Raw genomic sequence first — 22,395 nt, forward strand, 5'->3', positions numbered from 1 at the left:
CAACGAATGAGCATGCGGCCCCGTCACTCCCTCTCCGCCCCGAAGCTCCTCGGCCTGTCCCTCGCGCTCGCAGGGGCGTCGGCGCTGTCCTACAGCGTGGCGGCGGCGCAGAAGGAGCCGGGCAAGCGGGAGGCTCCCGCGTCGCCGTCCGGGCCGTCGCAGTCAGGGGCGAAGCTGACGGCGGCCCCCGCGGCTCCCCCGCCGTCGACGACGCTGCCGCCGAAGGTGGTGGCCAACGACCTCCGCGACCTGCTGGTGACGTTCAAGGACGCGGGCGCGCTGAAGCTGCGCTCGAGCTTCAACAGCTCCCAGCTCGGGACGAAGTTCGCTTCGGACGTGCTCGAGATCGAGGGCTCGGGCGGGGTGACGGTCAGCGAGCGCAACAAGTGGAGCTTCTCGCCGCCGACGTTCAAGGTGTCGATCGCCATGAACGCGGAGGCCCGCGCGGCCCTGGATCTGTGCCTCAGGCTGGTGACGGCGCCCGCCAACGGCCGGGCGCTGACGCTCGAATTCATGCGGCTGAACTCGCCCGCGGTCGACGCGTACTCGCTGTCGTCGACGGTGCTCGACGTGATCCGGCCGCTCGAGATGGGCTTCATCAACTGTTCGCTCGAGTGAGCGCGGCGCGAGGCGCGGCGGAGCACTGCGACGGCTCACCGCGTCTCCTTGCACTCCCAGACGTCGTCGGCGATCTCCCAGATCCGCTCGCCGCACGCCTCGCCGGAGGCCAGGAGATCGCGCGCGTGGCCCGGAGCGAGGCGGACCACCAGGCTCATCGGTCGCGCGGCCGTGTCCGTGGTGTCGCCCTCGCAACGCACGCTCCAGCGCAGCTCGCAGCGGACGTCGACATCGCACTGGTTGTGGACGCGCAGCGACATCCCGCGCGCGCCGACTTCGGAATCGACCTGGACACACTCTGCCACGGAGAGCGCGGCGTGACTGGTAGACAGGGACGCGCCGTACGCGAACGACGCGCACGACACCGCGAACAAGATCCGGCGCATGACGACCTTTCGGCGCCCGGCGATCGAAGGATCGCGGCGCACGCCGCGATCGACAGCGGCTCGGGCGGGAGGTTCCCGGCGCGTACCAGACCGCGGGGCGCGAGGTCACGCCCCGTCCGCATTCGCGCCGACAGGGCGTGTATTGTCTTTTAGACATGTTTTTAGGAGCATGTTCTTCCGGACACCTGCAGATTCGAGCCCACCGGCCGCGACAGGAGGCTGCGCGTGTCACCGCGTCCGGCCCGTTCCGCGGCTCGGGGGCGTGCAGGTGCTCTGAAGCTTGTCCTGAGAGACGTGCCCATCGGACGGCAAGCCGGGTCGGCGAGTCAGGGAGGGCGAATCATCGCAGTGAGCAAATTTCATGTGGCGCCTCATGCGAGGCGCATTCGTTGGAGTCGAGGATTCGCACCCACAGAGAATGCTGGGACCATCAAAATTGGAAATCTCTGCCGGACGGCCCGAGATCGCGTCTCAGGACCAGGCCAGGGCGGCGGACAGGCGTCCGGACATTTGTTCGGACTCACGCAGTCACGCCTTGGGGTCCTCGCTGCGACGCTCGGAAACAGCCGGTGCGGGCGAAGGCGAGGGGAGGAAGGGGGGCCGTCCGGCGCGCAGGGCGGCGTCTGGAGCGTCTTCGCGGCGATTTCGGGCGCTCGCACGCCGCAGCAAAGCTCGCGCTGCCCACGCTCTCGAGGTCGTATCGCGCGTGTCGATGTCGGAGGTGCACGTGCAATCATCGTCGTCGCCGTGGAGCCAACGCGGCGCTTCGCCGCCCCGACCGACGTTCGCGGCAGCGCCGTTCGCTGCGTTTGAATCAGGTTTCACGGCGTGGCGGCGCTAACGCGGGGCTGTGGCGCCGAGCAGGCTCGGGTACACGAGGACCGCCAATGAGTCGTCGTAGGCGGTGCATGATGCGTCCGATCGATGTCGGCTGGCCGATGCGTTCCGCCGCGCTATGACTGTCATGCGGCCGCGGCGAGCAGAGCGTACTGGCAGCGCTCCCGCGCCGCGTGGATGACCCCCCAACCCCAGGCGGCACCACCATGCAATTCATCGGCGCCCCCGTCAACGTCTACAAGGGCCGCGCAGCGCTCCGTCGCGGCGTCGTGGCCTCCGAGGATCCGACCGGCATCGCGGTCGTCCTGGCCCCGCAGGCAGAAGAACCCCTGCCGATGCTGTCCAGCAGCGGCTCGCTCGTCGTGCCGCGGCGGCCGCAGCCGGAGCGCGTGTTCTTCTCTTGGGACGAAGTCATCGAGGACGACAAGAGCGGACCGGTCCGCAGCATCGTCCTGCGCGATCGCCACTTCGACGGGTCGCTTCCGCCGGCACCCGCGAACGATCCGGCGGGTGTCGGGTGCGTCCGCTCGACCTAGCGACCGAGACCCTTCGAGCAGTCCTCACGCCGGACGCCGACAGGCGCTGGCGAGCGTGTCGGGGGCCCGTCGGGCGAGGAACGACACGGCGAGCGCAGATGGATTCGGCGACGTTGATCGGGCCGTCGAGGAGCACGCGCCGCTTCACGCCGCGGCGTTTGTCGTCGAGCGGGTCGATCCCGGACGCAGCGCGACCCGGCGATCGAGCTCCTGATCGTGGGCCGAGTACACGACCCCCATCGCCCCGGCGCCGAGCCTGCCGAGCACGATGTAGCGATCGACCGCGGTCCCGTTGGCGAGCCCGCCGGTCGCCCATGCGCCGGCGTCCGCCCCGATCACCGCCCCCGTGGCGGCCAGCGTGCGGTCGAGGCTCATGCCTCCGACCCTAACGCGCGCCGCCGCGAGCTGACAACCCTGGCCTACGCCGGAGAACGACGTCGGGCGCACGAGCCGCGCGGCCTTCGGCGTCCCTGCGCTCGCGGCGGCGGTCCCCGTCCGCCGGCGGTCGCATCACATGGCCTTCGAGCCATGTGGCGGAGGACGGGATTTTCGTCGTGCTCTCGGCGCCGGCGGTCGTCTCGGCGCGGTCAGCGACGTGAAAGCGGAGGACCTGCGTCCGGACGGCTTCGTCGTGCATGGCCCGACTGGCGATCGACTGGTGAACGTGGACGACGTGCGGGCAGGGGCGGGTGCTCCTCGAGATCGAGGACGGCGATGTGGCAGGTGGTCGTGTCGCGGGTCTCGATCGCCAGACGGTCGGCGGGCCCGAGCATGACGACCTGGGCCCGTAACGCCGAAGTCGTGAGCGGCGTGGCGAAGCCTCGGATCGTGTTCGGCGGGTCGGACAAGTCGGGGTTGTCGGAGCCCAGCCCGAATTATCGGTCGCCCTGAGCGACCGGCCCGTCGGTCCAGACCTGCACCAGCGCTCGGGCATGACGGCCGTGTGTTTCGTCGTCGCGGTCGGAGCGAGGGCCACGGCTGGTCGCCGCCGGCGCCGTCCCTGCCTCCGCGGGCCGTTGACGCCGCCGAAAGGCGGACGGCAGGATGGCGGCCATGCCCCGCGCCCTCGAAGCGAGCGACCCGCCCCGCCTGTCGGCGCTGCGGATCGACAAGCTCGTGCGAATCTTTCCAGAGGAGTGAACATGCAGATACAGCCTGGTATCTATCGCCATTACAAGGGACCTGAGTACCGGGTCTTCGGTGTCGCCCGGCACTCCGAGACCGAGGAGCAAATGGTCTTCTACCAGGCGCTCTACGGCGATTACGGCCTCTGGGTACGGCCTTTGTCGATGTTCCTGGAGTCGGTCGAGGTCGACGGCGAAAGTGTCCCGCGCTTTTCTCTGATCCAGGCCGAGCCCGACCAGTTCATGCGGTCGGACGAAAGCGCCGTCCAGTCTTGCCCGTCCGCGAGACGACCCTGAAGGTGCGGGAAGGCGCGCCTTGACCGCCGGCACGCCGCGCGCCGCGTCCGACCTCGTTCCACGCCATGGCGAGCTCGTGCTGCACGTCGGCGTCGCCCGGATCGGCGGCTGCGGCTCGTTCGGCCCGCTCGAGGATCGCGGCGTAGGCGGCCCGCGCCCGCGGGACGTCGCCGCGGTCGGTCGCGGCGGTGCCGATCGCGTCGCTCACGTGAACGACAGCTTGCGGCGGCTCGGTCCGGCGATGGTCGCGGCGAGCTGCTCGGCTCGCTCGAGCCCGGCGAAGACTGCGTCGAATCCGCTTGCCCATCCCGAACGCGATCCGCTTGGGTGTCCCGGACGCGATCCATGACCCCGTTCCCTGACACCCGCCCCCATCACATGACCGATCGCACAGGTTTAAAGGGTCATTCGCCGGGCGCGGGCCGAGACGACGCGGCGGCCAGCGTGCCCGCGCGGGCCGACCCGGGGCAGCGACTTCCCAGCAGCGAGTTCACCTTGAGATGGCGGACGTGGCCGCCCACCACCCGACCCACGCGACCGGCGAGCACGACCCGGCGCCCCGCCTGCCGCGGCCTGAGCTGGCCGCCCGAATCCTCACACCACCATGCTCATCAGGAGGTCGCGTCGAGGATGCGGGCCAGCGCGTCCTCGTCGGCGTAGAGCTCGACGACGCCGGGCAGGTCGACGACCGTATCCGCGATCGCGGCGGCCGTCGTCGAGGCGTCGTCCTCGCTCTCGTCGATCGCCGCGGCGACCGCCCGGGCGGCGGCCTCGAGGTCGAAGTCGGAATCGACCGCGAGTAGACCCTCGTCGCACAGTCGTGCGAGCAATGAACGGGCGTGGATCGTCTCCGCATCGGCGGCGGGCGGGACGAGGTCGACGAGGCCGTCGAGGTAGCTGGTGAGTTTGGCGATCCCCTCGCGCACCGATGCGTCGCGGCCGGCGCTGGCGCGGTGCAGGATCCGGTACGCGACGTCCGTATCGAGCGTCGCCGCGGCGCGCTCGTCGAACTCGAAGTCCAGCATCGCGTGGTGGAGCACGGACAAGACCGCGAACCGGACCTCCGGCTGCGGGTCGTCGAGGAAGACCTCGAGGCGATCGAGGCGCACCGGATCGCCCAGCCCCAACGCCTGCACGACCAGGACGCGGTCGAGCGCGTCGCCGCGGCGCGCACACGCCTCGAGTCGCGCCAGCGCCTCGTCCGTGCCGTGCCGCGCGAGCTCGGCGATCGCGTGGTAGCGCGCGGCGCGGTCGGTGCTCGCCGCGAGCTCCATGCACCACGCGAGCGGCATGGTCGGCGTGCGCCGCATGTGCAGCGCCGGTTCGTACGCCTTGACCACGCGCGGCGGCTCCGGCATCCCCGGCCACAGGACGACGCGGTAGTGGTCGGGCCCGATGCTGCCGTCACGGTCGCAGCCGTCGAGGTTGCCCGCGCAAACGAGCAACCTGTGGGACACTGCGGGGAGCTCGAACAGCCGCACCGCAGGACCCCCGAACTCGCGCAGGTACAGGGCCCCGCCGGGCGCGCGCGCTGACTCAGAGCAGCCCCCATCGCGCCCAGCTCGCGGGCCAGCGCGTCGTCGGGAGCCTTCTCGCCCCGCAAAACCGCGTACCCGCTGCACGAGCACCGTCTTGAGCAGGACCGGCTGAGCAGTGCAGGGTGCAGGGGATGGCGGATGCAGCTACGTGGAAGAAGCATGTGGCGGCCTGGCGTGCGAGCGGAGACGTCCGGCGTCCTGGTCACCACCTTCGCCGGCAACGACTTCGAACATCGGCGTCCAGATGTCAGGCCCACCGTGCCGACCTCGCTGTCCCCGACCGTTTGGCCGTCCCGACGACCATCCGCTTGCCCGTCCCTTGACACGCTCGAGATCGGCGTAGACGAGCGAATAGATGCCCCCAGCCGAGCCCGGCCAGGACCAGCGCGATGATTGAGAGCCAGAGCAGCGCACGCATGCGGACCCGCGTGGCCCTCGATGAGGGGAGGGAAGGAGCCTCCTTCGTTGCCGCCCTCGGAAGACGACCCGAGCTCGCGCCGGAATCGAGCTGCTGCCCGTCGAGCTGCTGCTGCCCAAGCTCGTGCGGAGAAACGGACGGTCAAGAAGGCCGGCCGAGCTTGATGCTCGAGCGCCTGCAGAGCAGGGCGCCACTGGAGCGCGGCGTAGGGCGCGATGAACCCGACGCGGACGACGTCACGCGCAGTTGACCACGACAGCCTCCAAGGGGGCAATGAACCCGAAGCAGCGCGACTCAACCCGTCTTGTGGAGCAAGGCGACGATCAGCGCCGCCGATTGCTCGGGCGTGTGCGCTTCGGTATCGATGCGCAGCGACGGCGGCGGCAGCGGCGGAAACGCGAAGCCGCCGGCGCGCTCGATCGAGCGGTACAAGGCGACATCGGTGAGCTTGCCGAAACGGCGCCGGCTGGGCTGGTCGAGCCGCTGGGCGATGGCTTCGGGCGAACACAGCAGTTCGACGAACACCATCTCGCCGCCGTGCGCGCGCACCGATTCGGTCAAGGACTCGATCAGCGCCGGATCGACGCTGGCTTCGGGATGGAAGGTGAAGACGAACGAGCGTCCGGCCGCGGCGGCTTCGGCGAACGCTGCGCTCCAGATTGCCGCGCGCAGGCGGCGGAAGCCCGGGCTGCCGAACTCGAACAAGGCCAGCGCTGCGTCCACCGCCAGATGGTTGTGGAACAGCGGGATGCCCAGTACCTCGGCCACGTGGGTGCCGATGGTGTGCTTGCCGGAGGCGGCCGGGCCATGAATGAAGACGACGTGCATGTGGGCGAGGGCGGGAGTCTTGATTCTTATACCAGACGCGGCGGCCGGCCGCCGGCGCGCCTCACAAGGCCCGGTCCTTCCTTCTCTCGCGGTAGGGACGGCCCTTCGCCCTTCAGCTCGGGCCGCCCCCGCACAGATCCGAGCGAGCGGAACTACCGCACTCGGCTCCTGCCAAAGCATGGGCGGCAAACGGTACGTCGCCTACGTCACCGACGACAACCGTTGCAGGGCCATCGCTGGCCTGCCGCGTCGCCCGGCGCGCCTACAACCGGAGGGCGTGTTGACCGTCGGCGAGACCACGAAGCTTCTTCGCGGCGCAGGCGTGCCATGGATCCGTGGGCACGTGAGGCTCGAGCTCGATGGTTCGCATCTCGACCATGACGAGCCCTGACGGAGCGTCGGGGCAGCGGCGGAGGCGCGCCTCGATTTTTTGACGTTTCTCTTCCTCGGAGACCTCTCTCGCTGCCGGTGGCGTCGGCGTCGGCGGCAACGGCGTGATGACAACCGCACCGGGACCGGCTCGAACGCGTCCAGCTGCTGGGCGTCCAGCTGCCGGGCAGTCGGGAACATGACGTCCGAGGGCACGAGAAAGACCGCGAGCAAGGTGCAGGCGAAGAGCATCGTGAAGCCGAGCGACGCGGCGAGGACCCAAGGCCTGGGCGACGCGGGCGTGCTCGAGGCCGGGAGGACGGGCGGCCGAGCCGTCGTCGCCGATGACCGGGCGAGAGCGGGGGAGGGGCCGATCGGGGCACGGAGCCCGGTGACCGGCGTGAGCGCTGGCGCTGGCGGCGTCGGTTCGGGCGCGCGTGCGGTCGGCACCAGGGCCTTGCGCGCTGAGGGCTCGAGGAGTCGCCGAAGTTGCCGCCCGAGCTCGGCCGCGGAGGCCGGCCTCTGCGCTGGATCTCCGCCGATGGCTCGCATCACGAGGTTCTCGAGGTTCGTCGGCAACCGCACCCCGAACTCCGACGGACGCGCCGGAACGACGCCGAGCGCAATCTCCACCTGCTGCGCCTGTGCGCTGACCTCAAACGGAGATAAAGTGGCGAGATGCGCCGCCTCGCCCCCGTCCTGCTCCTCCTCGCGTGCGGCCCGGACCTCCCGATCCCCGCCGACGGCTCCACCAGCGACATCCCCGGCTCGTCCTCCGCGCCCTCGCCGACGAACACCAGCGACTCGCCCGCGACCACCAACACGCCCACGAACGCCACGACGAGCGCCCCCGACGACAACACGTCAACGACGCTCGACCCGCCCGCCACCACATCGACCACGACCGGCGAGCCGACCCTGTGCGGCCCCGCGTGCGCCGAGCTGCGCGACATCACCGGCAACCTCGAGATCGAGCCCGGCACGGACCCACAGACCTTCGCCTGCGTCCGCCGCATCGACGGCGACCTCGAGATCCACGACCTGCCGGACGGCGACATCCTCATGCACCTCGGCAACCTCGAGGAGGTCACCGGCGGCGTGACGATCCGGGACAACGCCGGCCTCACCGACGTTCCGGGCCTCGGCTGCCTGCGCAGCGTCGGCGCCCTCCGTATTCAAGACAACGGCGCCCTCACCAGCCTCGCCGGCCTCGCCGGCCTGCGCAGCGCCGGCAGCCTCAGTCTTCAGGACAACGGCGCCCTCACCAGCCTCGCCGGCCTCGCCGACCTCCGCCGCGTCGGCGGGATCTACCTCGACGGCCTCCCGGTCCTGAGCGAGCTCCCCGCATGGACGTTCGAACCCGACAACGCGCTCGGCGGCCTCAGCTTCGTCGACCTCCCGGCCCTGACCGACCTCGACGTGTTCGCCGGCATGACCACCACCAACGGCCAATTCTACTTCACCGCGATCGGCTGCCCCGCGCTGACCAGCGTGGTCGGCGTCGGCGACCTGCTGCGGTCGGCCGACCCGGTGTTCGTCTATCTCCGCGACCTGGCCACGCTCACCGACCTCGCCGGCCTCGACGGCGTCCCCGCGTTCAACAACCTCGACCTCCTGTCCTTGCCGCAGCTCGCCTCGCTGGCCGAGCTCGAGGGCACCCAAACGATCCACACCCTGAACGCCTCCTCGCTGCCGAAGCTTGCCGACCTCCACGGCCTCGAGGACCTCGCCGAGACCGACATCCTCGCCCTCGCCGACCTCCCGCTCCTCACCGACATGTCCGCCCTGTCCGCCCTGACGAACATCGCGGTCCTCTCCCTCGACCGCCTACCCGCCCTGTCCGACCTGTCGGGCCTGTCGTCGCTGCACACCATCAGCATCCAGCTCAGCCTCGGGTCGTGCGACGACAACCCCGACGCCGGCCTCGACAAGCTCGTCGACCTCACCGGCCTCGACAACCTCGAGGTCGCCTGGAACGTCGTGATCGGCAACAACGACGACTTCGCCGGCTTCACCGGCGCCCCCAAGCTAGCGACGGTCAGCGAGCTCCACGCCGTCCACAACCCCTCGCTCGCCCCCGGCACTCTCGCCGGCTGGGCCGCCACCCTCGACCCCACCCCGATCCTGTGCGAGAGCCAGGACTTCGACATGTGCAGTTGCTTCGTATTCGACCCGTGACGCGAAGCCTCACCGCATCGCCGCCACCAGCTCCGCGTAGAACTTCTCGGCCTCGGCCTGCCACCGCTCCGGCGCCTTCGCCAGCGCCCCGCGATGAAGCGGGTGGGGGAGCAAGAGGAAGCCGCGATGAGCGACGACTTCGAGGAGCCTGCAGGCAAGGATGCGGGAGCCGGGCCGGCGTATCCGGACTCGCTGCGGGCCGCTCTTGTCGCCGACCTCGAGCTGCTTGTCCGCCCCGTGCAGGCCGTGGCAGAACGAGACGCCCGCACGGATCCTGAAGCGGAGGTGATGCGAGGGCTGAACGTGCCAAGAAGGCCGGGGCGAAAGAAGTCGGCCAAGAAGGGCTCACGCGTCGGCGCTGGCGGAGGGGTGGTGACCGCCCAGTGGACGAGGACCCCGAGGACAAGCCCACCCGCCAGTCCGACGAACGTCCCCCGCACCCTCCCGACCATCGCCCCCAGAACCGCGCCACCCACGCCCAGGGCCGCGACGATCGGCGCATCCACGAGGAGATGCTGCACGGGCCGCAGCCAGGGTCGACCTCGTCCAGGTGCGCGAGGTACGTCGTCGGGAACTCTTGAACATGCACCTGCGGCACCCCGCGGAAGGCGGGAAGCGTCGGCGCTGGCGGAGGGTGGCCCCGGTGAACGAGAACCGCCCGTCGAGTCGCGTCCCCTACGCCGAGCCCGGCCGTCGGCCGGCCGTCGAGAGCAGGCGACATCGTCAACTTGCGCAGCGAGACGACGCGCGAGTGCTGGCGTGTCATCCTGCGGCACGCATGACGGCGGAGTACACCGAAGATCCAGGCAGCGGTTACTTCACCTGCTGGACTGGGCGTTACACGACCGCCAGCGTGCGCATGCTCGATCTGTACATGGCGTGGCGCGACGGCGAGGAGTTTCCGCCGCTCGCCGCGTTCGAGAACCGGTCCGCGCTGTCGGTGCCGGCGGAGCTGTTGACGCGCTCGCTGGTCGCCGAGGTCGCGCGCACGAACATCACTTCGCTCGGGATCACCATGCACGAGGGGGTCCGGAACCGCCCCCCGGGGTGTTCGAGCTGCCGAACCTCGAGTCGCTCGATCTGTCCGGCTGCGAGTTGGAGCCGCTGCCCGATCGCTTCGCGGAACTGCCCCGGCTCGAGCAGCTCGACCTCGAGCTCAACTCGCTGGTCGAGCTGCCGCCGAGCCTGCGCTCGTCGCCGTCCCTCAGGAGCCTCAACCTCGGGTTCAACGCGATCTCGGAGACCCCGGCGTTCGTGCGCGACAGCCGGATCGAGTGGCTCGACCTCACCGCCAATCGGCTCGCGGCGTTCGACGTCGCCGCCCTGCCGCGCGGCTTGATTGTGCTGAGGGCCCAGTCCGAGCTGGAGGAGGTGCCCGACGCGATCGCGGAGCTCGTGCATCTCCGTGAGCTCGAGCTCGGCAACAGGTTGCGCTCGCTGCCCGACCTCCGGGGGCTCGCCGCGTCGTCGACGCTTCAGCTCGCGGGCCAGCTGGGAGCGCCGCTGTTCGATCGCCTGCCGCGGACGCTCGCGGAGCTGCACGGCTACGGCTCGCATTGCATGGGGCTCACGAGCATCCCGCCCGCGATCGGGCGGTTTTCGCAGCTGCGGGTGCTGCACCTACCGTTCGAGCCGATGACCGAGCTGGCGGCCGAGCTGCGCGAGGTGCCGCTCGAGCGGCTGGTGCTGTCCAGCACCCGTCTGGCGGACACGCCGACCTACGCGTACTTGCCCGGCTCGCTGCAAGTGCTGGAGCTGGCCAACGTCAGCATGACACGCTGCCCGCCGCGGATCGCCGAGTTGGTCGAGCTGAGAGAGCTCGTGCTGAGCGCGAACCGGTTGACCGAGATCCCCGAGGCCGTGCGCTCGCTGCCGTGCTTGACGAAGCTCAAGGCCGGCGACATGCACCGGTGAGCTCAAGGCGAGCTCGCCGATCCGGGCGATTCGTGGTGGCGCTGTCGGCGTCCGATCCTAGACGCGCGAGCAATTCCCGGCACGACAGCGCCTCGAAATTCTTCTCGCCGCGGGTATCGCGCACCCGCGCGGGGTCCCGCTCCCCCGCGCCGCCCGATTCCCCCGCGCCTTCCGACACATCTCTTCGGACATGTCGAATCGGACATAGCACCGCCCGCGCGCGGCAAGCGGCTGAAGCGGCTTTGACGGGCCGGCCCCAAGGTCGGGCACGACCGCGGTGCTGCAGTACCTGTTCGGCAAGGCTCGCCGCTGGGACCAGGTCCCCCTGGGACCGCGTCACCGGCGGACGTGCCCAAGGGGAGCTTGACCGGTGTCGCATCCCTGTGACGCCCACGAGCTTGCCCACGATTCCTCTGCCTGACCGAGCGCTCAGTGAAAGAGAACCTGACCGGAGCCCGTCTGGTCGATGTCGCTATCGCCGGGCTCACCCCACACGTGGACGACACCGGAGCCGGTCAACTGGACGTCGATCAATTCGCTGGCGCTCGTTTCGATGACGCTCGAGCCGCGTGATCGAACGACGACGGCCTCGGCGGCCAGCTCGCGGACGAAGATCGCGCCCGAGCCGCTGCTGTCGAGCGAGAGGTCGGCGACCTGCCCGCCGAGGCGCACGTCGCCCGAGCTGGTCGAGCGAACCTCGACCGCCGGGGCGGTCAGCGCTTCGACGACGAGCCCGCCCGCGCCCTGGAGGAGGACCTGCGTCAGCTCCGTCGCCTCGCCGAGGACCTCGACGTGCCCCGAACCGCTGTTCTCGAGGGTGGTCAATCGCTTCACCTCGACTTCGACCCGACAATCGCCGCGTGGGCGCAGCTTGGCCACCCCGCGGGAGTCGATCCACAGCACGTCGACGTCGACGTAGGTCTCGATGTCGTCCACGAGGTTGGAGTCGCAGACGACCCGGACTGCGTCCTCGTCGGCGAACGCGATCTCGACCTCGAGCGAGGTCGTGTTGTGGACGGCGTCGAACCCGTGGAGCGCGCGGTCCTCGACCACGACGTCGCCGTTGCCCGTCAGCTGGATGCAACCGCCGAAGGCGAGGGCGACGACGGGAAGCAGGCGCGAGAGAAGGGGACGATGAGGGAGCGGCATGACGGGCGCTGCAACACCGAACCCGGGCATCGGGGTCACCGGCGATCGATGCGCGAAATTCGCGTGCGGATGGTGTCCGGGTCTCCCTCATCCCTGCGCGGACGTTGCCCCCACGTGGTCACCTCGCCCTTGCGGCGTCCCTCGCAGGATCCGCATCATCCCGGGCGAATCGGACCATGACGGGAGGCGGGCGTTGAAAGCAGGGTTTCTCGTGTCGGCGGTGCTCTGGGGTTGCGCGGTGACCTGCGGTCCATCCTCGGCCGCGACCGCCGGCCCGGTCCCGTCGAAACCCGCGCAGCTCGCCCTGGCCGCCGACCGGGCGCGGCTCGACGCCTATTTCGTCGCGCTGGCGGACGCGGGGGAGTTCAACGGCGCGGTGCTGGTCGCCGAGCGCGGCCAGGTCGTCTACCAGCGCGCCTTCGGTCATGCCGACTTCGAGGCGAGGCGCGCCAACACGAACGACACGGAGTTCGAGATGGCCTCCATCGCCAAGGTCTTCACTGCCGTGGCCGTGCTGCAGTTGAAGGAGCAGGGGCGGCTGGGCCTCGACGATCCGCTCGCCAAGTATTTCCCGGCCTTCCCCTACGAAGCGATCACGATCCGCCAGCTGCTGTCGCATTCGTCGGGCCTGTCGGACCAGGACCTCGCCCCGGCGTTCGACGCGTACAGGGCCAGGATCGCGCCGCAGCGCCTCGGCATGAACGACCTGGTCCCGGCGGTGGCCGGGGCGAAGGTCGACCTGAAGCTGAGGCCCGGCGAGAAATGGTGGTACTGCAACCTCGGTTACAAGCTGCTGGCCCTGCTGGTCCAGGACCTTTCGGGCGAGTCGTTCGACCGCTACCTGAAGGCCCATATCCTGCGGCCGGCCGGCATGAGGCGCACCTATCTGAAGACCGCCGCGATCAATCGGGCGGACACGCCGAACTTCGCCCGGAACTACGACTATCCCTTCCGCTATTCGAGCCAGCGCGTCCGGCTCGACTATTATGAAGAAGCAACCTTCGGCGACGCCGGCGTCGTCTCCACGACCGGCGACATGCTGCGGCTCGACCGGGCGCTGCGCGACGGCAGGCTGCTCAAGCCCGAGACCCTCCGGGAGGCTTATACGCCGGCCAGGCTGGCCGACGGCGGGCCTGACTTCGTCTGGCTGAACATCGGCGGCATGGGCGAGGCCGACGACGGCCTGGGCTGGTTCGTATTCCGCGACGCGCACGACGGGCGGATCGTCTGGCACACCGGCGGCATGCCCGGCTGCGCGACCTTGTTCCTGCGCAACCTCGACAAGGATCAGGTGGTCGTCGTCTTCGACAACACTGGCGGCGAGGGTCTCTACAAGAAAGGCCTGTCGGCGATGCGCCTGCTGAACGGCCGGCCGCCCGTGGCCTTCACCCGGTCCCTCGCCAGGATCTACGGCCGCACTTTGATGGCCGACGGCGCCGACGCCGCCTTCGTCAAGCTGCAGGACCTGCGGGACCAGCCCGAACGCTACGCCCTGGGCGAGCACGACCTGAACAACCTCGGCTATCAGTTCCTCGAGCAGGGCCATACCGCCCAGGCCCTGGAGACCTTCAGGATCAACGCCGCGCTCCATGCACAGAGCGACAACGCCTACAACAGCTACGGCGAGGCGCTGGAGAAGGCCGGCAGGATCGACGAGGCGGTCGCGATGTATCGCAAGTCCCTGCGGCTCAATCCCGGCAACACCGACTCGGCGGAGGCGTTGAAGCGGCTTTCGCGGTGAGCCTGTCGGGCGATAGGCACGCCCGCCCGATTCCGGCCCGCGCGCGACGAATCGATCGGGTGCGATGCGCATAGCCGAGCGCTGGGAGCGAAGCTGATCGATGAGGCCTCGATCGGCCGGCACGGGCCACCCTCGCCCCGGCAGGTCCATGTCACGATTGGGACAAAAAATCGAATGATCCCATAAACTAACGCGTCACATCGCGGACGCGCTGTGACAGCGGGGCTCCGCAGCGCGCCTCGAGGTCGCGGATCGGATGGCCTGCGCCGCAGCACGCTGGACGGAGGTGGAGGGATCGCGTTGAGCCACTGGCGGCGCACCTCGAGGTACTGCTGCACCGCTGCCGCGCCGAGGGTTCCGATAGGAACAATGCGGTCCTTGTCCCCCTTGCCGCGCACCACCCGGATGGTCTGCTCGTCGCCGTCCCAACGAAGGCCGGAAGCGAGGCGCTGGTCGAGTTCTTCTCGCGCTCATCAGCCTCGACCGTCGCGTGGGCCGCAACTCTGGCCTGGTCCTTCAATCATGTTCTCAAGGTCATGTTCGCCGAGCACCAGCGGCAACCGCTCCGGTATCTTCGGCCGGCGGACCAGCATCATCTCGTTGTCGCCCAGCTCTCCGCTCTCGCGCAGGAAATCTCCGAAGCTGCGCAGGGCGGAGATGGCGCGGGCTGCCGTGCTAGTGCTGCCCGGCATGGTTCGCCAGAATTTTCGCTCTCCGGGAGCGCGTCGAGTGATCTGGCCCAGCTGCTCGACGATCCACCTCGCCGCGACAATGCCCGTACGAGGCGGACTCAGCCGGCCCGCCCAGTGACGTCGCGGCACGGTGGGTCGGCGTTGCGCGACCGAAGGGGGCCGAAGCTGATGTCCCCGTCGTGGCTGACGAACGACTGCTCGTGCGCCGGGACGTAGACGAGCCGCAACCGCAGCGCCCTCGCACCCGCGTCGCGCGGCAGCATTCGCTGCAGGCCCGCTTCGGTCGCTATCGCCGCGACGCACGCTCGCGCCTCGGCGTCGGCGAGCCCGCGCACGCCGGTCGGTGTCGGTGGGCCGTACGGCGTGACCCGGAAGTCGAGCTGAAGGCCCTCGCGCACGCACGGGTCGCGCCGCCGGGCCGCTTCGGCGCACGCGAGCAGCGCGTGCTCGGACGCGCGGAGACGACCGCGTGCGGCGATGACATCGCTGCCGTCCGGCGAGAACTCGACTTGCAGCATGAACCGGGCCAGCTCGAACCGGACCGAGCAGTGCGACGGGCCGACCTCCGGACACAGCGACGAGCCGTCGCGCTCGTCGAGCGGACCGGCGACGAGCGCGTCCGCGGGCAAGGGAGCTGCCTTCTTGGCCGGTCCTGGCTGTTGGGCTGGTCTTTCGGACAGGGGTGCATCCGCGACCGTCCCCAGGGTGATCGGGCCGCTTCCCTGTCCGCCGCCCCCCGCGCCCGGCGGACCGGAGATGTCCCCGAGGACAGCCGTCTCCGCACGGTCGGGGGCGCCGTCGGCGGCTGCCAGCGCGTCGCGGGCGACCGCGCGGTCGTCCGCCCGCATGGCGAGCGAGCTGTCCGAAGCGCCAGGTCCGTCGGAGACGCCGCGCGAACTGTCCGCGAGGACAGGCGCTTCGGCGGGCGGGGTGCCGGCGCCGGAGGTCGCACGGCAGGCGGTGAGGGCGAGGACGAGGACGGGTGCGCGCACGCTCCCAAAGCTAGCAGCGGACACGGCTCACGGGCGCGCCTCGTCCGCACAGCCGTGGCTGGCGCGAGCCCTTCGTTCGCGTCTTGCGGGCGGCCGTGGCAACCGCCGCTCGTCGGCGGTCCGCCTGCTGCTTCAGTTGCGCGGGCAGGCCCACGCGAGATTTGGCACGGCTGCAGGGCATGCTGCCGGCTGCCGGCCCGTGGCGGGACGAGCGGTTGTGTCCTAGCGTCGGCCGGGGAACCGCACGCTTCGAGCCCAAAGGCGTCACTGCGCGGTAGGCCGGACGGTACTTTGGGCCGTCGAGAGCCGCATGTGCTGGCGGAGCGCGGCCTTCAGGAAAATGCGGCGCACCTGCGCCGGGCGGTACCAGCCGGAAGATTACCCGCCCGCCTCCGCACAGGCGTCGAACCTGCGCGGAGCGGGGCATAGGGCGTCCAGCCCAGCCGCGCGCACTGCGACCGCTGGGTCTCGGTGGCAGATGTGCGCCAGCACCATGGCCATCGCGGCGCCATGCGGGCGCATTGCGTCAGCGGTCGTCTGGCGTGGAAGTCCCTTGGACTCTCCAGAGGGCCGCGGCGAGGTCCGCGCGGCCTCGCTCGGGCCAGACGACGTGGAGGAAGACCAGGAGGTCGCCAGCAGCCCCGCCGCGACGCACACCGTGGCCCCTCACCTTGTACGGGCCGAGGTTGTTCGCCCGCAGTGGAAGACCGATCGCCCCCCCACGGACGCTGTCGGTGTCACCGGCCAGGCTCCGGGTCTCCCAAGGGCTCTGCACGGGGATCAGGCGCTCGGTGTAGAGCTGGGCGTACGTCACAGTGAGGCGCGTGACGAGGTCGAGCGCGCGCCCCTCGTCGGCGCGAGCAGACCGCCACACGGGGTCGGGTTCAACCGAGACGACTTGCAGCAGCAAGTCCCCCGGCGGTAAACCCGGCCCGCCGCCGCCAACGACGTGGAGCAGGACACCCGCCTCAGCGCCCTGGGGGACGTCGACGAACATCTCTTGCGTGCCGTCGGGCCGGGGCACGTTGATGCGCGTCCGACCCCCGCGCAGCATCGTCAGGAACGGGAAGCTGATCTCCCGGTACTCGTCGACGCCGGGTGGAGCAGGGGGCCGAACTCGCGTTCGCGGCGCCTTCGGGGGAGCCGCCGCTGGTGCTGGAGGCGCGGGCGTCTCCATTGCGCTGTCTGTCTCGCTGAGTGCTGATTCAGCGAGACGGTCTATTTCACGATACAGCGTATCGCGGGCGACGTTTATCTGCTTCTGGAACTCGTCGAATTGCGTCGAACTCTTGTGGTGATCGGGGTGAAAAGCGAACGCCAGGCGTCGATGCGCCCGTTTGACCGCGTCGCGGCCCGCGCCGGCGCTTACGCTCAAAATTTGGCGCGCTTCATCGAGCGTATCAATGGAGGTGATAATAACTGAATTGCTCCGGATCGAATTGAAGAAAATCCCCAATATGCGATGCTGCAAATGTGGCGCTGGACGACGACCTGCGGGCGGATAATGGTTCCGATGAAACCGGATCTTTCTCTGGGAGTTCGGACGCGCCGCGAACCTTCAGCCGCCTGGTGGTGACGCAGGTTCAGCGAGGCCCGCCGAGCCGGCTCGCACGCGAGCTCGGGGTGCAGGGACGGCCGACGTTGAGCGTGTGGATCGCGCCGACGCCGCCCGCGCTCGCGCGGCGGTCGCTCGAGGTCCACGACCGGTCGGCGCGCCTGCGCGTGTTCGTGGACGGCGCGGAGGTGACCGACACGTCCCTCGGCCGGGGTCCGTTTCGCCGATAATAGATATCTCGGTTAGTCAAGTGCGTTAACGCACCGGCTGCGAGCGGTGGAATTCCATCCTCCGCTCCACCATGCGCGTAAACGTTGGTCAAGTCTTCGAGAAGCTGGCGCCCGCACTGGCCTGGAAGAGATCTCTCCCCCGGCCTCTGAGGTACTTCCGCACCGGCGCGCGTGCGGTGCGGCCCCGCGAATCGAGCTCGAAGCTGATCGACGACGCGACCCGCCATCCCAGGAGGTCGCCCGAGCACCACGCTGAAGCGGCGGCCGCGTGGAAGGAGCTGCGGCGCCGGTCCTGGGGCATGCAGGCGCTGTGCTCGCGGACGACGCTTCCGCTGCATCGAGCCCTCGGCAACGACCCCAAGCTCGACCGCTTCTTGTCGATGGTGCTCGGCGCCCATGGCGACGGCGCCGTGGCGCTCGAGCTGTCCTACGAGCAAGGCGCCAGCGAGCTCGGCCGCTCTCGCAGTTCGTGGTGGCGGTACCGCCAGCAGGCCGCCGACGAGGGCTGGGTCTGCGTCATGAAGTCCAGCGAGGTCCGCAAGAACGAGGCGAGGTCGAAGACCAACCTCTACTTCCCGGGCCCGACGCTTCTCGATCGTCTTTCCAACCCCGACGTCGCCAAGAGCCTCCGGCGCGAGGCCGAGATCGCGATCTACGGGAAGCAGCGAGGCACGGAGCCGCGGCAACCAGCCCGCCAGGAGCCGCTCCTTCCCGACCTCGAGCCGGCCGAAGAGGACTGCCCGCGAGGGGCGTGGGCTGAGCCGGTCGAAACGAGCGAGGACGTCACGGCGCAGGGCGAGCAGGTCAACCCGGACCAGCTCGCCCTCATCGCGTTGATCGAAGCCGCGTCCGAGCCACCTGTCCCTGCCGCCCCGGCGGTCGACGAACGAGCGGAGGTCGAACGCCAGGCGACGCGCGAGGGCTGGGAACGAACCGAGGAGGGATGGCGCCTCGAGGTTCAGTCGGGGCTCGACACGACGTCCGTGTGCATGACGGACGACGAGCTTCAAAATTTTTTCGCCCGTCGTCATCCGTCGCGAATCGCGACCACAACCCCCGAATTTAAAAAATTAAGAGAAGAATCTGATCAAGGCGCGCGTGTCCGCCAGGACATGGCCGAAAAGACAGCGCGGCGGGGCCGGGGACTGCCCGCGCCGCCGCGGCTCGAGCTCGACGAGGGGAGCGTCGCGGTCCTCGCTCGGATGTGGAGCCGCGCCGCGAGCCCGGGCGTGTCGCCCGATCCAGAACTCCGTCGTCTGTCGCTCCGGTTCAGCGCGGCGCTCGACGCCGGAGGGACGCCGCCGCCGGCAGCCGAGGCGCTCGCTGCCGTCGTCGCCCACGCGACAGCCCGCGGAAGCCCGCACGGCGCCCGGGTCGCGGCGTTCGCCGAGCTCGCCCGGGCCGTCGCGGCGATGCCCGCACCGCCGCCGGCGCTTCATCGGCTGGCCGAAACTTTGGGACATGTCCTGAAGGACTACCCGTCGGGCGCCGACGAGGAGGACGGGAGCGTGCAGAAATGAGGCCGCTGAAGCCGTTCCGCTCGGACGAGATTTGGCGCCGCGCCCGGACCGCCCAGGAGCTCGGGACCCTGGCGCAGCGGTTCTCCCTCGAGCAACTGACCGCGGTGCTGCGCATCAGCCGGCGTACGGCCTGGCGCTGGCTCGACAACCAGGTGAGGGGCGGCCGCGTCGTTCAGGTCGGCCAGTCAAAACACGAACTAAGGAGCATGTACGATGCAACATGAACACTGGGGCAGATTCGCCAGCGAGGGCCGGCCGGCTGGCGCGGGTCTTATACGTATAAGACGGCCACGCGCGGGGCGGGGAGCGGCATGACCGGCGCCGACCTCCACTTCCAGCTCGGGGCCGGGCCAAACGAGCCGGTGCGCTGCCAGCTCGGCAACCTCGTCGACACCCGGCTGCTAATCCAGGCGAACAGCGGCGGCGGGAAGTCCTGGTGCGTGCGCCGGTTCCTCGAGCAGACGCACGGCCACATCCAGCAGCTGGTCATCGACCCTGAAGGCGAGTTCGCCACGCTGCGCGAGAAGTTCGACTACGTCCTCGTCGGCCGCCGAGACGCTGACGCCGTTGCTGATCCGCGCTCCGCCAAGGTCCTCGCGGAGCGCCTTCTGAAGCTCGGCGTCTCGGCTGTGCTCGACATCTACGAGCTCCGCGCTCCGGAGCGCGTGGAGTTCGTGCGCTTGTTCCTCGAGGCGCTAGTCGAGGCCCCCAAGGAGCTGTGGCACCCCACCTTGGTCGTCATCGACGAGGCCCACGTGTTCTGCCCGCAGAAGGGCAACGCGGAGAGTGCGCGAGCCGTGATCGACCTCGCCACGCGCGGCCGAAAACGTGGCTACTGCGCCGTCCTCGCCACGCAAAGGCTCTCGAAACTCCACAAGGATGCCGCTGCCGAGTGCAACAACAAGCTCATCGGACGCACCGCGCTCGACGTGGACATCGCGCGCGCCGGTGACGAGCTCGGCATGTCGCGGTCGGACCGCGAAGCCCTTCGCACGTTGCAGCCAGGTGAGTTCTTCGCGTTCGGCCCGGCGCTCAGCTCGACCATCACCGAGGTCGCCATCGGTCCCGTCCAGACGTCCCATCCGAGGGCAGGCGGCCGCCTGGCGTTCGCGCCGCCGCCTCCAACGGCAACGATCCGGGCCCTGTTGCCGCAGCTGAGTGACTTGCCCGCGAGCGGCAGCGGCGTCGTCGGCGAGCCCGACGAACTCGCTCGACTGAAGCAGGAGCTCGTCCACGTGCGAGCTCGGGTCAGCGACCTGGCCCAAACCCTGCGTCACCTCGAGGAGGCCATGGCGATCGCGGTTCGCGACGCTCTCGCGCTCGCCGGAGACCGCGAGTCGGGGCTCGCGAGGTCGGCGAGTTCGCCGACCTCGCCGACCTCGCCGAGCTCGCCGACCTCGCCGAGCTCGCCGTCGCCGGCGAGGTCGCCGTCACCGGCGAGGGCCAGGCCGAGGAAGCAGCGCTCTGAGGATTCCGCGATCACTCGGCCGCAGCAGGCCATCCTGAACGCACTTGCCTGGCTCGCGCGCATCCGCGACACCGTCGATCGACAGGTCCTCGCGTTGATGGCGGACGCGAGCGCGAAGAGCTCTGCCTTCGCGAACAACCTCGGCGCCCTGCGGACGAGGGGTCTGATCGACTATCCCGGGAGCGGCCTCGTGCGACTCACGGCTGCGGGACATCAGGTCGCCAGCCCTGAAAGTCTCCCGACGACCTCGGCCGAGCTGCAGGAGCAGGTGTTCTCGCGCCTCTCGGCCCCCCGAGTCCGCCTGCTTAAGGCCTTGCTCGAGGTCCATCCGCGAGCTCTTGAGAAGGAAGCGCTCGCGGGGCGAGTCGGTGCCAGCGCCGAGAGCTCAGCGTTCGCGAACAACCTCGGCGCGCTCCGGTCTCTCGGCCTGCTGGCCTACCCGAGGCCTGGCCATGTGGCAGCGACCGAGGCGCTGTTCATCGCGAAGAAACCTGTGCAGGGGGGCGCGCCGTGATGCACCGACCACGCGGGGGAGCGCAGGCGATGCACGATCTCGGCGCACGCGGGCGTGTCGGCGAGGACATGTCCGAAAGGACAGCGGAAGAACTGGCTTCGTTGCCGCGTGATCATCCTGAGTCCGACGAGGACCTGGATGAGGAGTTATCATGACGGTGTCGGCGACGATTCTCGGTGGTTTGTGGTGCGCGCTGCTGCGGCGCGAGAAGAGAGCGCGAGCTGTCCATGCGCGGCCCTGCGTGATCTGCAAGTGGCCGGCGGCGCTGTCGAGCGCGACCGATTGCTGCCCGGCTTGTGTCGCGGATCCACGGTGGGACTGCATCGGCGCTCGAAGTGCTCTCAGCGCTGAAGCTCGCACGGCGCTTATCGCGTTCCTCGCCGAGCGAGGCATGTTCTCCGAACAGCGAGCCCGCCGCACGCTGCCGCGCCTGCATCCGAGTTCGGGACCGGGAAGGGACCTGGTCGTCGGAGCCCGGAGACTCTGCGCCGAGAGCCGCAGCGACCTGGTGGATGGTCACGAGCCCGAGCCCACGAGCGTCTACGACATGGGCGCCGATTTGCTCGGCATGTGCGTCGAGTGTGAAGCTTGGCCCGGTGAGCGACATCTCGGCCACGAATGCCTCGGCGATGTGTTCTGGGCCGCGTGGGACCTTGAGGAGCCGCGCGAAGTGGCGGCCGTGCTCGCGGTTGGGGCGCTCTTCAACGAGCTGGGCGCCGCCGCCGACATCGGCCTGACGCTCGCGCTTCTCGACGAGCGCGTGGGTTTCCACCTCGGCCCACCCGAGCCGGCCCCTGAGGAGGGACGTCGAACGGGCCGACTGCTTGCGCGGCAAGTCGCCGACCTGGTGGCCGATCGCGGGTGGACGGTGCTGGAAGGGGGAGGGTCGTGATCTACGCCATCGCTTTCGGCCTGGTGTTGGCCGGCGGGTTCATCCTCGGCGTCATCGTCGGTTGGCGTTGGCGGGACCGGACGGTCGCGGGAGAGCTCGAGGACGCCGCCCGAATGGTGCTCTTGGTGGAGCGGCGCCTCGGCCGGGAGCGGCGGGCCGCCCTCGCGCAGCATCTCGAAGCCGAGCTCGGGCAGACCCTACGCGCCTTCAACATCAGCGGCGAGAAGCCGGAGGACGGGCCGTGAACCGGTCGCTGGCCTCTCGTGCCTGGTCGCTGGCCTCTCGTGCCTACTTCAGGCGGACGGCCGACCTTCTCGAAGCGGCCGTGCCGTCGCTCGTGTCCCTCGTGGGCTACGGGCGCCGTTTCGATGCGCTGTACCAGGTAGCCCGGGTTGCACTGGGCTGCTGCCCACGCTGCAGCGCATGGCCCGGACAGCCTCACGACCCTCTCGGGGCGGTGGGCGACGGCGCCGCCTGCGTCGACGGGATCTACCGCGGAGCGGCGACGGAGCACGAGTTCGCAGCGATCGCTGCGATCGCCGGGACGTTCGACTTCCTCGCCGCCTCGTACTGCACGAGCCGCGAGCGCCCGCTTCGCG

The 22,395-nt window shown here is 69.8% G+C and carries 22 protein-coding genes; 13 read left to right on the forward strand and 9 right to left on the reverse strand.

Annotated features, from left to right (window positions below):
• The first annotated feature begins 12 nt into the window (after positions 1-12).
• Complete coding sequence (locus NAEX_RS43290; RefSeq protein WP_143140125.1) at positions 13-618, forward strand: hypothetical protein; 606 nt, start codon at positions 13-15, stop codon at positions 616-618.
• A gap of 35 nt (positions 619-653) precedes the next feature.
• Here the strand turns inward: NAEX_RS43290 and NAEX_RS43295 are convergent, their stop codons facing one another.
• Positions 654-923 carry a hypothetical protein gene (locus tag NAEX_RS43295; protein ID WP_143140126.1) on the reverse strand — a complete coding sequence of 90 codons (270 nt, stop codon included), beginning with the start codon at positions 921-923 and terminating at the stop codon, positions 654-656.
• A gap of 1,124 nt (positions 924-2,047) precedes the next feature.
• Here NAEX_RS43295 and NAEX_RS43300 point away from each other — a divergent pair.
• A complete protein-coding gene (locus NAEX_RS43300) occupies positions 2,048-2,377 on the forward strand; it encodes a hypothetical protein (RefSeq protein WP_096333328.1) in 330 nt (109 codons plus the stop codon).
• 144 nt (positions 2,378-2,521) lie between these two features.
• On the opposite strand, the gene NAEX_RS43305 is transcribed toward NAEX_RS43300, so the two are convergent.
• Positions 2,522-2,752, reverse strand: coding sequence for a hypothetical protein (locus NAEX_RS43305; RefSeq protein ID WP_096333329.1), 231 nt, complete (start codon positions 2,750-2,752; stop codon positions 2,522-2,524).
• 767 nt (positions 2,753-3,519) lie between these two features.
• Here NAEX_RS43305 and NAEX_RS43310 point away from each other — a divergent pair.
• Both NAEX_RS43310 and NAEX_RS43315 read left to right on the forward strand, forming a co-directional pair.
• Positions 3,520-3,798, forward strand: a complete 279-nt coding sequence (locus NAEX_RS43310) for a DUF1653 domain-containing protein (RefSeq protein ID WP_096333330.1) — start codon at positions 3,520-3,522, stop codon at positions 3,796-3,798.
• Between the two features lie 19 nt (positions 3,799-3,817).
• Positions 3,818-4,147 (forward strand): hypothetical protein, encoded by a 330-nt coding sequence (locus NAEX_RS43315; protein ID WP_096333331.1) that lies wholly within the window; start codon positions 3,818-3,820, stop codon positions 4,145-4,147.
• 262 nt (positions 4,148-4,409) lie between these two features.
• On the opposite strand, the gene NAEX_RS43320 is transcribed toward NAEX_RS43315, so the two are convergent.
• Together NAEX_RS43320 and NAEX_RS43325 are read right to left on the reverse strand one after the other, a co-directional pair.
• Positions 4,410-5,255, reverse strand: coding sequence for a HEAT repeat domain-containing protein (locus NAEX_RS43320; RefSeq protein ID WP_143140127.1), 846 nt, complete (start codon positions 5,253-5,255; stop codon positions 4,410-4,412).
• 793 nt (positions 5,256-6,048) lie between these two features.
• Entirely contained in the window at positions 6,049-6,582 is a 534-nt protein-coding gene (locus NAEX_RS43325; RefSeq protein ID WP_096333333.1) for a nucleoside/nucleotide kinase family protein, read from the reverse strand.
• A 1,047-nt stretch (positions 6,583-7,629) separates the two neighbouring features.
• Between NAEX_RS43325 and NAEX_RS51635 the strand changes: the two genes are divergently transcribed.
• Positions 7,630-9,129 (forward strand): hypothetical protein, encoded by a 1,500-nt coding sequence (locus tag NAEX_RS51635; RefSeq protein ID WP_096333334.1) that lies wholly within the window; start codon positions 7,630-7,632, stop codon positions 9,127-9,129.
• Between the two features lie 837 nt (positions 9,130-9,966).
• Here the strand turns inward: NAEX_RS51635 and NAEX_RS43340 are convergent.
• A complete protein-coding gene (locus NAEX_RS43340) occupies positions 9,967-10,146 on the reverse strand; it encodes a hypothetical protein (RefSeq protein ID WP_096333336.1) in 180 nt (59 codons plus the stop codon).
• Positions 10,147-10,176: 30 nt separating this feature from the next.
• Here NAEX_RS43340 and NAEX_RS43345 point away from each other — a divergent pair, with 30 nt between their 5' ends.
• Positions 10,177-11,043 (forward strand): leucine-rich repeat domain-containing protein, encoded by an 867-nt coding sequence (locus NAEX_RS43345; protein ID WP_096333337.1) that lies wholly within the window; start codon positions 10,177-10,179, stop codon positions 11,041-11,043.
• Between the two features lie 429 nt (positions 11,044-11,472).
• On the opposite strand, the gene NAEX_RS43350 is transcribed toward NAEX_RS43345, so the two are convergent.
• Positions 11,473-12,192, reverse strand: coding sequence for a GIN domain-containing protein (locus NAEX_RS43350; RefSeq protein WP_170136493.1), 720 nt, complete (start codon positions 12,190-12,192; stop codon positions 11,473-11,475).
• 211 nt (positions 12,193-12,403) lie between these two features.
• Here NAEX_RS43350 and NAEX_RS43355 point away from each other — a divergent pair, with 211 nt between their 5' ends.
• Positions 12,404-13,933: a serine hydrolase domain-containing protein gene (locus tag NAEX_RS43355; protein ID WP_170136494.1), complete on the forward strand. Its 1,530-nt coding sequence runs from the start codon at positions 12,404-12,406 to the stop codon at positions 13,931-13,933.
• Between the two features lie 473 nt (positions 13,934-14,406).
• On the opposite strand, the gene NAEX_RS43360 is transcribed toward NAEX_RS43355, so the two are convergent.
• The 3 genes from NAEX_RS43360 to NAEX_RS43370 form a co-directional block, all read right to left on the reverse strand.
• Positions 14,407-14,625, reverse strand: a complete 219-nt coding sequence (locus NAEX_RS43360; protein WP_096333339.1) for a hypothetical protein — start codon at positions 14,623-14,625, stop codon at positions 14,407-14,409.
• A 98-nt stretch (positions 14,626-14,723) separates the two neighbouring features.
• Positions 14,724-15,617 (reverse strand): hypothetical protein, encoded by an 894-nt coding sequence (locus NAEX_RS49090; RefSeq protein ID WP_143140130.1) that lies wholly within the window; start codon positions 15,615-15,617, stop codon positions 14,724-14,726.
• 526 nt (positions 15,618-16,143) lie between these two features.
• A complete protein-coding gene (locus NAEX_RS43370) occupies positions 16,144-17,073 on the reverse strand; it encodes a J domain-containing protein (protein WP_170136495.1) in 930 nt (309 codons plus the stop codon).
• A gap of 17 nt (positions 17,074-17,090) precedes the next feature.
• Between NAEX_RS43370 and NAEX_RS49095 the strand changes: the two genes are divergently transcribed.
• The 6 genes from NAEX_RS49095 to NAEX_RS43395 all read left to right on the forward strand — a co-directional run bounded on the left by NAEX_RS49095 (position 17,091) and on the right by NAEX_RS43395 (position 22,041).
• Positions 17,091-17,402: a hypothetical protein gene (locus NAEX_RS49095; protein ID WP_143140131.1), complete on the forward strand. Its 312-nt coding sequence runs from the start codon at positions 17,091-17,093 to the stop codon at positions 17,400-17,402.
• Between the two features lie 176 nt (positions 17,403-17,578).
• On the forward strand, positions 17,579-18,922 hold the full coding sequence (locus NAEX_RS43375) for a hypothetical protein (protein ID WP_143825739.1): 1,344 nt from the start codon (positions 17,579-17,581) through the stop codon (positions 18,920-18,922).
• A complete protein-coding gene (locus NAEX_RS43380; RefSeq protein WP_096333343.1) occupies positions 18,919-19,146 on the forward strand; it encodes a hypothetical protein in 228 nt (75 codons plus the stop codon). The genes NAEX_RS43375 and NAEX_RS43380 overlap by 4 nt, the downstream gene beginning before the upstream one ends.
• An 87-nt stretch (positions 19,147-19,233) precedes the next feature.
• A complete protein-coding gene (locus NAEX_RS43385) occupies positions 19,234-20,904 on the forward strand; it encodes a helicase HerA domain-containing protein (RefSeq protein ID WP_096333344.1) in 1,671 nt (556 codons plus the stop codon).
• A 151-nt stretch (positions 20,905-21,055) separates the two neighbouring features.
• The gene (locus NAEX_RS43390; RefSeq protein WP_143140132.1) at positions 21,056-21,796 is read left to right on the forward strand and encodes a hypothetical protein; all 741 of its coding nucleotides are present in this window, start codon (positions 21,056-21,058) and stop codon (positions 21,794-21,796) included.
• A complete protein-coding gene (locus NAEX_RS43395) occupies positions 21,793-22,041 on the forward strand; it encodes a hypothetical protein (protein WP_096333346.1) in 249 nt (82 codons plus the stop codon). Before NAEX_RS43390 ends, NAEX_RS43395 begins: the two co-directional genes overlap by 4 nt.
• Positions 22,042-22,395: the final 354 nt, after the last annotated feature.

The organism is Nannocystis exedens (genome assembly GCF_002343915.1).
Taxonomy (GTDB): Bacteria; Myxococcota_A; Polyangia; order Nannocystales; family Nannocystaceae; genus Nannocystis; species Nannocystis exedens.